The organism is Chitinophaga rupis (assembly GCF_900109685.1).
GTDB lineage: Bacteria > Bacteroidota > Bacteroidia > Chitinophagales > Chitinophagaceae > Chitinophaga > Chitinophaga rupis.
On the sequence record NZ_FOBB01000003.1, the window covers coordinates 673,704 to 685,475 of the forward strand.

The window sequence follows — 11,772 nt, forward strand, 5'->3', positions numbered from 1 at the left end:
TTACTCCGTTCTCAGGCTCTTCACCGGGTTGGCCAGCGCTGCTTTTAATGCAGAATGCCCTACGGTAAGCCATGCAATCAATACAGAAGACAACAGCGTAATAATAAAGAATCCTACTCCAAGATCGATCCTGAAAGTATACTGCTGCAACCACTGCTGCATACAGTACCAGGCTACCGGCGCAGCTACCAGGAACGCAATGGTAATAAGTATGGTAAACTCGCGGGATAACAACAGCACAATATTACCCGCAGATGCGCCCAGCACCTTGCGGATGCCAATTTCTTTTTTGCGCCGCGCCGCCATAAAAGATACCAGCCCATACAAACCCAAGCAGGATATGAAAATGGCCAGGCCTGCAAATATTTTGAAAAGCTGTGAAAGCTGATCCTCCTGCTTATAATAAGCCGCTACTGTGTCATCAACAAAATTATATTCAAACGCATAATCCGGGAACACCTTATTCCAGATCTTTTCTATTGCAGCTATGGCTACCCTGGTTTTACCGGGCGCTATTTTAATGTTGGTCATGCGGTAAGAGCCTTTTAGAGTGGTCATTGCCACCTCACCAACAGGATCGCGGAGAGAGCTGATATGATAGTCTTTTACTACACCTACAATAGGCCAGGGGTGGCGGCTTGCCGGTGCTGCAATGAGCTTGCCGATGGCATCCTGCGGATTGCTGAAACCCAGCTTTTTTGCCAGGCTCTCATTCACAATAAATTCACGTGCGGTATCTGAAGCAAAATAAGTACGCCCTGCCACCAGCTGCAGTTTGTAAATATTAAAATAGCCGGTATCTGCGGGCTTCATATTTACGATCAGATCTGCCTTACCGGTATTATTGGTACCCAGGCGCAGGTCTGTAGCCCAGCTGGCACTACCCACCGGTGCAAAGGCGCTGAAGCTTACGGCCTGTATGCCCGGCTCCTGCATTAAGAGGTTGCGCACCAGTGCTAATTTAGCCTGGCTTGCACTGTCCTGTGGAAAGCCTGCGTTTATAACAGCTTCTTTATTAAAACCCATATCTGCATTGCTGAAATAATTCAGCTGGGAAACCACTACCAGCGTGGCAATGATCAATACCTGCGCAATTACGAATTGCAGGATCACCAGCCCCCTGCGGAGTGTGATGCCTTTTGCTTTTTCCGCACTGACCCTGTTCTTAAGCACACTAATGGGGTTAAAACCAGAGAGCACCAGCGCCGGGTAAAAGCCGGCCAACAGGGTTACCACCAGCCAGGTGCATAGTATAAACCCAATAATAGCAGGACTAATTAATAAATTCAGCGGCATTTTAATTTCCAGCAGCCGGTTTATAAAAGGTATGCAAATAACCGCCACTATTACAGCGACTACAATGGCAATAAAACAGGTAATACCGGTTTCACCAAAGAACTGTGCTATCAATTGCTGCCGGTTGCTGCCCAATGCCTTGCGCACCCCTACTTCCCGGGAACGGTTAACAGCATTGGCAGTTGAAAGATTAATAAAATTAACGCAGGCAATAATAAGCAGGAAGATGCCAATAAGGCTCAATGCAGTGATGAGCGCTGTGCTGAAAACGCGGTGGTTGAAATTATCAAAACGTTTATCAAAATGGATCTCTTTCAGCGGTTGCAGCGTTAGTTCATAACCGGCATCTGCCGGTGCAACGTATTTGCTTAAGAAAGCTGGCAACAGCGCATTCATACGCGCTTCAGTAACATTGGAACGCAGCTGCACAAAACAATAATGATCATCCCACAGCTCCACCCAGCTTTCTATATTTTTCCCCACTAGCGCTTTGATGGTGGTATGGGATATAACTACACCCAAAGGAAAATCAGTGTTAGATGGCGGATCATTAATAATACCGGTAACCCTTATAGGCTGGTTGTACACTTTAAGAACCTTTCCCATGGCCTGTTGCCAGCTACCAAAATATTTCGTGGCGATCGCTTTTGTAAGCACCGCCGTATTTGTTTCGCTAAGGACGTTAGCGGGATTACCTGCAATAATGCTGAAATCAAACATGCTGAAGAACTGCGGCTCTGCAAAGAAAACACCGATAGGCTCTTTAAACTTTTTCACGGTTTCACCAGCAGCACCGGTAACGATCACCTGCACATCCCGGTCGCCATAAATAGCCGCCGACCTTTCTACCTGCGGAAGCTCCGCTCTTAATGCTGCTGCCAATGGAAAAGAGGCCGTCGCGGAATAGCCGCCCTGGTTATTCACTCTTACCACCCGGTAAATATGCTCTTTGTTGGCATGAAAAGTATCAAAGCTTTTTTCATATGCCAATACCAGGAAGATCAGCAGAAAGGCGCTAAACCCTACCACCAGTCCTGTAATATTTACAAAGAAGTGGGTCCTGTTACGCAACAGATTGCGGAAGCCGGTTTTGAAATAATTGTTGAGCATAACAGCCTGCACAACGAACACAGTGCCACTTTTATATTTAGATGAAAATCAATGGAGTATAACTGTTAAACAATGCGCACATTGTCCGGTTTCAATACAAAATGTCCGGAAACGAACAAAGGTGAATTACGAATTAGAATGCCGCGATTCATTAAAGCGATTAGATTTTATCTATGACACACATCTAATTACGCTTATAATCTAAACTGAGGTTCTGGTAACCTGCCTTCCGCAGTACTTAATTCGTAATTAAATAATTCGTAATTGACAATTCGTAATTGCCTCAAACACCAGCCCAGCACCCAGCTTCGCGGTGCGGTTATCAATATCCAGCGCGGGATTTAGTTCTGCAATATCCAGCCCGGCCAGCTTACCGCTTTGTAATATCAGCCGGTAACATTCCATAAAAACGCCGCCGGGTAAAATGCCGTTATAAGCAGTAGCGCTTACACCAGGCGCAAAAGGCGCGGCAAATACATCCAGGTCAATGGTGAGGTAGATCTTATCTACCTGTTGTAAAAACTGTGCAATGGTAGTTTGGAGGCTTGTTAGATCCTGCATATGAAATACCGCTGCCGGAATAATTTGTACACCCAGCTCGCGGGCTATGCGAAATAGCTGCTGCGTATTGCTATGCGTTTGAATGCCTAAAGCCAGGTAATGAAATGGCTTTTCCTGCAACCTGCAATCCTGCGCCAGCTGCCAGAAACCGGTGCCGGAGCTGGGGCCTTCCTCACCTGGGATGCGCAGGTCAAAATGGGCGTCAAAATTAATTAACCCGGTCTTTTGTTCCGGAAAGGATTGATAGATACCACGGGCATGACCATACGTAATCTCATGTCCGCCGCCCAGTAAAATGGGAGTATAGCCTGCAGCATGCAGCTGTTGTACTGCATCGCTTAGTGCGCCCTGGGCTGCTTCCAGGTTTTGATCAGCGCAAACAATATCTCCTGCATCCAGTAATAAAAGCTGCTCATTAAAATGTACCGGCAGGTTGGCGCAGGCCTTACGTAAGGCCACGGCCCCCTGTGCAGCCCCTGCCCTGCCTTTGTTACGGCGCACGCCTTCGTCACAGGCAAATCCTAACAGCGCTATGCCTTGCTGGCCGGGCTTTAAGGACGGCAGCTGTAAAAGATGCACGGGTTGTATACGCTGATGCCATCTTAATACCTCCGGGTCCGTGCCGTCAATGCGGCCGGTCCATACATTTGCAGCGGTGGGTTGGTAATAGTTGCCTGCTGTCATTTATGTGTTGTTTATTGGATCAGGATACCGGCCTTCCATACCAGCTCCGGTTTTAGCTTACCCTGGTAATAGAGTATATCACGGTAATCCGCAGTGGCATAAGCCTGCATATCTGCCGCATATTGCGCTTCCAGCTGCCCAACCTGCGTAAGCTGTAAAGCAGGTGCAGCCCGCACCGTTAATGCGGCCAGTGTTTCTGCCATGGATAAATGCTGGGCGGCGCTTAGTACAGCTGCCTGTATCAGCAGGTCACCCATAGGGGCCGAGCCGGGGTTCCAGTCGCTGGCAATGGCCAGGCTGGCGCCTGCATCCAGCAGCTTACGCGCCGGTGCGTAGTGCATGCCTAAACCCAGGGAAGCGCCGGGTAATACTACGGCAGTGGTGTTGGATGCAGCCAGCAGTGCAATTTCTTTTTCTGTACTGGCTTCCAGGTGGTCGGCAGATAAGGCGCCCGCTTCCACAGCTACGGCGCTGCCGCCGGCGCTGAACTGGTCTGCATGCACCGTAGCAGCAAATCCCAGCTGTTTGGCGGCCAGTAAAAAAGTACGTGCATCCGTTGGCGTAAAGGCCGTTTCTTCAATGAAAATATCCACCCGCTTAGCCAATTGTTCTGCCTGTAATACGGGTAATAGCTCTGCCAGTATCCAGCTTAAATATTCAGCCGGAGCGCCTTTATAATCTTTGGGCAGCATATGTGCTGCCAGGCAGGTAGGTATCAGCGTAGCAGCGGTATGCAGGGAGGCGCTTTGTATGGCCTGCAGCATTTTTACTTCGTTCACCAGATCCAGCCCGTAACCGCTTTTCACTTCAATGGTGGTAACGCCCTCCTGTAAATGCCGGTTAGCGCGGGCTACGGTGTTCTCTGCCAAAGTAACATCATCGGCTATACGGGTTTTCATTACTGAATCCCATATACCGCCGCCGGCACGGGCTATTTCCAGGTAGCTTTTCCCGGCAATACGCATAGCATAGTCGCGGTTGCGGTTACCATCAAAACAAATATGTGTATGGCAATCAATAAACCCCGGCAGCAAAACCATAGGCTTATCAATAAAATGTACTTCGCATTGCGGGTATTCCTGCTGCAGGGTGGCAAAGCGGCCAATAGCAGTAATAGTATCACCGGTTATGAGTATACCGCCTTTTTCTATCAATGGCAATTGCTCATCCTGCAAAGGGCCTTTTAACGGCAGCCCGCTCATGGGCAATATCTGGGAAAAAGGGCCTATCAGTAACATGTAAAAAAGTTTAGGTAAAGACTCCTGTACTAATAAATACGGATCCCGAATTTATCGCCCCACTCCTGCGCTTTCTCATAACCGGCATCTGCATGGCGGAAAATGCCCATAGCAGGGTCATTAAACAGTACGCGCTGCAGGCAGGCCGCTGCACGGTCTGTGCCATCTGCTAATACCACCATCCCTGCATGCTGGGAGTATCCCATGCCTACGCCGCCACCGTGGTGGAATGATACCCAGGTAGCGCCACCCGCTGTATTAGACATCAGGTTCAGCAAAGGCCAGTCGGATACCGCATCAGAGCCGTCTTTCATAGCTTCTGTTTCCCGGTTGGGAGAGGCTACAGAACCACAATCCAAATGATCGCGGCCTATTACAATGGGCGCTTTTACTTTGCCGCTACGTACCAGCTCATTAAAGATGAGCCCTGCTTTTTCACGCTCACCCAAACCCAGCCAGCATATGCGGGAGGGTAAGCCCTGGAAGGCAATTTTTTGCTGCGCCTGTTGTAACCAGTTAATAAGCGCGGTATTCTCCGGAAAAGCTTCCATCAGCGCACGGTCGGTAGTATAAATATCTTCCGGATCGCCTGACAGTGCTACCCAGCGGAAAGGGCCTTTACCTTCGCAGAACAAAGGACGTATATACGCCGGCGTGAACCCGGGGAAATTAAAAGCCCTGGCCTCTCCCCCGGCTTTAGCAAACTCACGCAGGTTATTGCCGTAGTCAAATGTTACCGCCCCCTTATCCTGCAAGGCCAGCATATAGCCTACATGGCGGGCCATGCTTTTTAAGGAGCGCTGCTCATAAGCTGCGGCATCTTTTTTACGCAACTCCGCCGCTTCCGTTAAAGAAAGGCCGTTGGGTATATAACCATTCAGCGGGTCGTGCGCAGAAGTTTGATCCGTAAGTATATCGGGAATAATATTATCGCGCAGCAGCTTTTCCAGCAGATCGCCTGCATCGCTTACCAGCCCTATGGAAAGCGCCTGCCCTTTTGCTTTAGCTTCCTGCGCCCATTGTATGGCTTCCTCGTAGGAGTGGGTCATGCGGTCAATGTAGCGGGTATCCAGGCGTTTCTGAATACGTGCAGGGTCCACATCTGCACCCAGCAATACCGCCCCTGCCATGGTAGCAGCCAGTGGCTGAGCGCCGCCCATACCACCTAAACCAGCCGTTACTAACAGCTTACCTTTCAGGCTGCCGTTAAAATGCCGGCGCCCGCATTCCACAAAGGTTTCATAGGTGCCCTGTAAAATACCCTGCGTACCTATATAGATCCAGCTACCGGCCGTCATTTGCCCAAACATCATTAAACCTTTTGCACGCAGCTCATTAAAATGTTCCCAGGTAGCCCATTTAGGCACCAGGTTACTATTGGCCAGCAATACCCTTGGGGCCTGTGCATGCGTGCGTACAATACCTACCGGCTTACCGGATTGTATAAGCAGCGAGTGTTCCTCATCCAGCTCCAGCAGCAGCTGTATGATCTTTTGCAGGGCTTCGCGGTTACGGGCTGCCTGGCCTATGCCGCCGTACACCACCAGCTCATCGGGGTTCTCTGCTACTTCGTGATCCAGGTTGTTGAGCAGCATGCGCAGGGGCGCTTCTGTTTGCCAGCTTTTAGCATGCAGCTGTGTGCCACGGGGCGCTTTATAATGCGGGTGTGCCGCGTAGGTATTAATAAAGTCCGAACTGGTCATGATGAATGCCGTTTAAAGTTAATTGATGCTGTAAAGCCACTTCATTGGCTACACGCACCAGTGATTGATCGGTGATGATGGTATGTAAGGCTTGTATATCATAAGCAAATACACGGTCCTTTTTGGCAAAGCTTACCTGCTCCCGTGTAAAACGGTGGCAGGCTTCCAGTATGGGACCGGACTGTAAGGGGCGGCGGAAATCCACGGCCTGCGCGGCATACAGCAGCTCTATAGCCAGTATGTATTCCAGGTTGCCTATTACCTGGTGCAGCTTACGCCCGCTAATGGAGCCCATGGATACATGATCTTCCTGCCCCAGGGAGGTAGGCACGCTATCCGCGCTGGCAGGGAAGCACAGCGTTTTATTTTCTGTGACCAATGCAGCCGTAGTGTATTGCGGTATCATAAAACCCGAGTTCAGACCGGCATTTTCAATCAATAATTTAGGCAGGCCATACCGCCCTTCTATCATCATATAGCTGCGCCGGTCTGAAATATTGCCCAGCTCCGCAGCCGCTATGGTAGCATAATCCAGCGGTAAGGCCATAGGCTGCCCGTGAAAGTTGCCGCCACTGATGGTATCATCGGCACTAAAAATAATAGGGTTGTCTGTTACTGCATTCAGCTCAATAGTGGTAAGCTCCAGCAGGTGCTTCCAGGCAGTGCGCGATGCGCCGTGCACCTGCGGCATACAACGCAGGGAGTAAGGGTCCTGCACCCGGCCGCAATCCACATGCGATGCCATGATCTCTGAATTTTCCAGCATTACCTTTAAACGGTGCGCCACCAGCTGGTTGCCGGGAAATGGGCGGATGGCATGCAGGCGCGGATCAAAGGGTTTGGCGGTGCCCATTAGCCCTTCCAGCGACATAGCGCCAATAATATCCGCTGCTTCCAGCGCATAATACAATCGCTCCAAAGCCTTTACTGCAAAGGCTAAAATAAACTGCGTGCCGTTGATCAGGGCCAGGCCTTCTTTAGGGCCTAATACAACCGGTTCCAGCCCTTCCCGTTGCAAAGCTTCAGCACCGGTAATGGTTTGGCCTTTATATTTTACATGTCCCAATCCTATTAATGGAAGGAACAGGTGTGAAAGCGGCGCCAGGTCGCCGGAAGCGCCTACAGAGCCTTTTTCCGGCACCAGGGGCGTAATGCCCTGTTCAATAAACCATATAATACGTTCCAGTGTGGCCGGTGCAATACCGGAGTAACCCTGTGCCAGCGCATGTACTTTGGTGATCAGCATCAGGCGGGCTATTTCATCCGGGATACTATCCCCCACGCCTACACTATGGCTTTGCAGAATGTTGTATTGCAAAGCGCGGGTATCCTCTTCGGAGATCTTGGTATCGCACAAAGGACCAAAGCCGGTGTTAATGCCGTATACAATGGAATGCTGCGCTACAATGGTTTGTACATGATCATAGCTGGCTTTTACTTTGGCCATTACCTGCGGGGTAAGTATAGCGGGTATGCGGCCGGCAGCTATGTCCAGTGCACGGCCTGCCGTTAGCTGGTCTATACCGTATCTGAAAGCTTCGCTCATAGTTTTGGTGTATGTTATTGTTGTATGGGATGGGTTTGCGCCAATTCAGTTGTAATACGGGCCGACAAAGGTACCTGCTGCACCGCCTGTTCTACCTGCGCAATGGCGTCCAGGATCTGCCGGCTTTGTTTATGCGAAGCCGTTAGCTGGGTCATGGCGCCGGTAATGGCGGTCCATATGGGCTGTACCTGTTGCAGCAGCTCCTCTCCTTTTTTAGTAAGCATTACCAGCTGCCGCCGCCCATCATCCGGACAGGGAGCGGTTTTTACCAGTCCTTTTTTTCGCAGGCTGGTGATCATCTGGCTTACGGCGGAGTGGGATATTTCCAGTGTATCTGCAATGTCTATCAGGGGAACGGGTTGCTGCTTGGAGAGTACATAGAACACGGGGAACCAGCTGGCGTCAAAGGGTATACCGGCTTGCTCGTATACCTTGTTCACCTCCATCAGGAAGTACTCGCTAAGCCGCCGTAAACGGCTGCCAAATACCAGGAAACCAAGCGCAGGATAGAAAGACATACGTTAATTAATAATTAATGATTAATAATTAATCGGTAACATTCCGCTGCATTAAGCGTTCGGCGTTAAGCATTCAGCGTTTAACATTAAGCTTTTTGCTTTCTGCTTTGCGCTTTCAGCTCCAAATTATATAAGCACTTATATATTTACTCACAAATTTAGGGAAATTATCTTTCCGGCAAATTTTAATTCCGGCAGGCAGATAACTCCCCTTATAATTTTACAAAGCCCCTGGTATTACTGGCGCTTCACATCAAACCATACCGGTGAAGTATTGTCTACATCACCATTATAGTTAATGCTTAGCTCCTCGCCTTTCTTGATATCCCGGCGGGTAATGATGCTCATGGTTTCCGCATCAAAATCCATCTCGTACTCACAATTGGGATCATAAGAGTGATTGTAGATAGAGCAAAAGCCTAAAGCCACACAGGAGCGGGTTTCCCGAACGCCCCATAAAAAAAGATAGTTGTGTAGTTTGGTCTTGTCTGCCTTTGCCGTATCATCAAAAGATAGTACGATCACGGGCGATGTTTCAATCCTGGTGCCGGCGGGTATCCTTTCTTTCGTAAAAACACCCCGGCCCTTTTTCTTTGTTTTTTCAATGTATAAATACGGCTTGATCATAGCGCTCGCTCTGTATTCTTGTATATGTTAAGAAGCGTAAAGTAAAGGTAAAGGAACAAGTTATCAAAATCAGGCGTAAAATTTTTAGGTTTGCGGCCGGAAAAGGATATTTTACCGTGCAAATAGTAGTATAATGATCAATTATAATCCAAAGGAGTGGTTCACTTTTATCTTCCGCATACACCGGGCTGATACCGTGCGTAAGCTGGCGCCCATGTTCCTGGGCCTTAGCGTTTATGCCGGTATAATAGGCGTGCTGGAGCTGGAGGTATTTAACCTGCGCAGGTACACTGAGCTGCAGCAGCTCTCCATTGTACACAGCCTGCTGGGTTTTGTGATCTCCCTGTTGCTGGTGTTCCGCACCAATACGGCGTATGACCGTTGGTGGGAGGGCCGTAAGCAATGGGGCGCTTTGGTGAATAACAGCCGTAACCTGGCTTTAAAGCTGCAGGCCATTTTACCGGTGGGCGATGATGCTGCCCGGGCCTATTTCCGTAACATGATCCCTAACTACGCCTTTTGCGTTAAAAATCATTTAAGGAATAGTTTTGAACCTCAGGAGCTGGAAGCAGTGCCCGGCTTTACGCCGCAGCCCGGGCAGCATGTGCCCAACCAGGTAGCCGCTCATATCTTGATCCGCATACATGAGCTGTACCGGCAGCAGCAGATCAGCGGTGATCAGCTGATCACCATTAACCGGGAGCTGCAATCTTTCACAGACATTTGTGGCGCCTGCGAACGCATAAAGAATACGCCTATCCCGTTTTCTTACAGCGTGTTCCTGAAAAAGTTCATCTTCTTTTATGTAATGACGCTGCCCATTGGCTATGTGTTCAGCGTAGGGTATCTGATCATACCCATGGTGGTGTTCATCTTTTACGTGCTGGCCAGTATGGAGCTGATAGCGGAAGAGATCGAAGACCCCTTTGGTAAAGATGCCAATGACCTGCCTACGGATACCATCTGTGAAAACATCCGTAAGCACGTGGCCGAACTTATATAAAGGCCCGCTAACAACTAACCACTTTTTTTTATTTATTTTCGTTCAGATAGTTGAAGGTCTATGGAAAATGAAGCCTTACTGGAAAAATTCAGCATGCTGGCAGATGAGCATAATCACCAGGAACTTCGTGTGTACCTGGATGATCAGCTTATTACAGATATAGCAGAGCTCATTTATGAGCGTCCTGAACAGGCAGACCTTATCTTCAATAACCTGTCTTTAACCCGTGCAGCCGCATCTTTCAGGATCCTGGACTTTCCTCTGCAGGAAGAAGTGATCCGCAACCAGCCCGCCGCTAAAGTAGCCGAGCTGCTGAACGAGCTGCCGGCCGATGACCGCGCCGCATTCTTAGGTGAGCTGCCCAGCGAGGCCGTAAAAGAGCTGATCAAGCTGCTCACACCCGAAGAGCGTAAGATCACCTTATCCTTATTAGGCTATCCCGAAACCAGTGTAGGCCGTATCATGACGCCGGACTACATTGCCGTGCTGGAAGAGTGGAGCGTAAAGCAGGTGCTGGACTACATCCGCGAACATGGCAAGGATAGCGAAACCATTGACGTGATCTATGTGGTGGATGATAAAGGCAAGCTGATGGACGACTTCCGGATCCGGGAGTTCCTGCTGGTATCGCCGGACACACAGGTGCATACGCTGATGGATGACCGCTTTGTAGCCCTGCATGCTAACGATGATCAGGAAGAGGCCATCCAGACCTTCCGGGTGGAAAACCGTGTGGCCCTGCCGGTTATTGACGACCAGGGCATACTATTAGGCATTGTGACCATTGACGATATGCTGTGGATAGCCAATGAAGAACATACTGAAGATATTCAAAAGATAGGTGGTACCGAAGCCCTGGACGAGCCCTACCTGGATATGCCGCTGCTAAAGCTGGTAAAAAAACGGGTAGGCTGGCTGGTAGTGCTGTTCATTGGTGAAATGCTTACGGCTACGGCTATGGGATTTTTTGAGGATGAAATTGCCAAAGCCGTAGTACTGGCCCTGTTTGTACCGCTTATTATTTCCAGTGGAGGTAACAGCGGCTCGCAGGCCTCTACCCTTATTATACAGGCCATGGCCCTGGGCGAGATCTCTATTGCCGACTGGTGGCGTGTAATGCGCCGCGAGATCGTCTCCGGCCTGATGCTGGGCGGCATCCTGGGTCTGATCGGTTTTATGCGCATCCTGCTATGGAACTCCCTGTTCCATACCTATGGGGAACATACTTTTCTCATTGGCACTACAGTAGGTTTTTCCCTGGTAGGCGTAGTATTATGGGGTACCCTCTCCGGCTCCATGTTACCTTTATTATTGAAAAGGCTGGGCGCTGACCCGGCTACTTCCTCCGCACCCTTTGTGGCTACCCTGGTTGATGTAACGGGACTACTCATTTACTTCAGCGTAGCTTACGCGCTGATGCAAGGCATCCTGCTTTAATTAATAATGAAGAATGAATAATTAATAATCAGGAGCACAGTTATAACGC

The 11,772-nt window shown here is 49.6% G+C and carries 9 protein-coding genes; 2 read left to right on the forward strand and 7 right to left on the reverse strand.

Features of this window, described 5'->3' with window-relative positions:
• The 7 genes from BMZ54_RS15825 to BMZ54_RS15855 all read right to left on the reverse strand — a co-directional run bounded on the left by BMZ54_RS15825 (position 1) and on the right by BMZ54_RS15855 (position 9,283).
• Positions 1-2,427, reverse strand: coding sequence for an ABC transporter permease (locus BMZ54_RS15825; RefSeq protein WP_143081030.1), 2,427 nt, complete (start codon positions 2,425-2,427; stop codon positions 1-3).
• Positions 2,428-2,655: 228 nt separating this feature from the next.
• A complete protein-coding gene (hutG, locus tag BMZ54_RS15830) occupies positions 2,656-3,651 on the reverse strand; it encodes a formimidoylglutamase (RefSeq protein ID WP_089913512.1) in 996 nt (331 codons plus the stop codon).
• Between the two features lie 11 nt (positions 3,652-3,662).
• The gene (hutI, locus tag BMZ54_RS15835) at positions 3,663-4,889 is read right to left on the reverse strand and encodes an imidazolonepropionase (RefSeq protein ID WP_089913515.1); all 1,227 of its coding nucleotides are present in this window, start codon (positions 4,887-4,889) and stop codon (positions 3,663-3,665) included.
• 29 nt (positions 4,890-4,918) lie between these two features.
• Complete coding sequence (hutU, locus tag BMZ54_RS15840; protein ID WP_089913518.1) at positions 4,919-6,592, reverse strand: urocanate hydratase; 1,674 nt, start codon at positions 6,590-6,592, stop codon at positions 4,919-4,921.
• Positions 6,570-8,138, reverse strand: a complete 1,569-nt coding sequence (gene hutH / locus BMZ54_RS15845) for a histidine ammonia-lyase (RefSeq protein WP_089913520.1) — start codon at positions 8,136-8,138, stop codon at positions 6,570-6,572. The genes hutU and hutH overlap by 23 nt, the downstream gene beginning before the upstream one ends.
• Before the next feature lie 14 nt (positions 8,139-8,152).
• Positions 8,153-8,656 carry a MarR family winged helix-turn-helix transcriptional regulator gene (locus BMZ54_RS15850; protein WP_089913523.1) on the reverse strand — a complete coding sequence of 168 codons (504 nt, stop codon included), beginning with the start codon at positions 8,654-8,656 and terminating at the stop codon, positions 8,153-8,155.
• 237 nt (positions 8,657-8,893) lie between these two features.
• Complete coding sequence (locus BMZ54_RS15855; RefSeq protein WP_089913526.1) at positions 8,894-9,283, reverse strand: SET domain-containing protein; 390 nt, start codon at positions 9,281-9,283, stop codon at positions 8,894-8,896.
• Positions 9,284-9,416: 133 nt separating this feature from the next.
• On the opposite strand from BMZ54_RS15855, the gene BMZ54_RS15860 reads away from it, so the two are divergent.
• Entirely contained in the window at positions 9,417-10,286 is an 870-nt protein-coding gene (locus tag BMZ54_RS15860) for a bestrophin family protein (protein WP_089913529.1), read from the forward strand.
• A gap of 60 nt (positions 10,287-10,346) precedes the next feature.
• Complete coding sequence (gene mgtE, locus BMZ54_RS15865; RefSeq protein WP_089913532.1) at positions 10,347-11,723, forward strand: magnesium transporter; 1,377 nt, start codon at positions 10,347-10,349, stop codon at positions 11,721-11,723.
• Positions 11,724-11,772: the final 49 nt, after the last annotated feature.

Excerpts from the sequence above, each read along its gene's own strand:
- hutI (WP_089913515.1), bottom strand. The coding sequence starts at position 4,889 with ATGTTACTGATAGGCCCTTTTTCCCAGATATTGCCCATGAGCGGGCTG.
- hutU (WP_089913518.1), bottom strand. The coding sequence starts at position 6,592 with ATGACCAGTTCGGACTTTATTAATACCTACGCGGCACACCCGCATTAT.
- hutG (WP_089913512.1), bottom strand. The coding sequence starts at position 3,651 with ATGACAGCAGGCAACTATTACCAACCCACCGCTGCAAATGTATGGACC.
- mgtE (WP_089913532.1), top strand. The coding sequence starts at position 10,347 with ATGGAAAATGAAGCCTTACTGGAAAAATTCAGCATGCTGGCAGATGAG.
- BMZ54_RS15855 (WP_089913526.1), bottom strand. The coding sequence starts at position 9,283 with ATGATCAAGCCGTATTTATACATTGAAAAAACAAAGAAAAAGGGCCGG.
- hutH (WP_089913520.1), bottom strand. The coding sequence starts at position 8,138 with ATGAGCGAAGCTTTCAGATACGGTATAGACCAGCTAACGGCAGGCCGT.
- BMZ54_RS15860 (WP_089913529.1), top strand. The coding sequence starts at position 9,417 with ATGATCAATTATAATCCAAAGGAGTGGTTCACTTTTATCTTCCGCATA.
- BMZ54_RS15850 (WP_089913523.1), bottom strand. The coding sequence starts at position 8,656 with ATGTCTTTCTATCCTGCGCTTGGTTTCCTGGTATTTGGCAGCCGTTTA.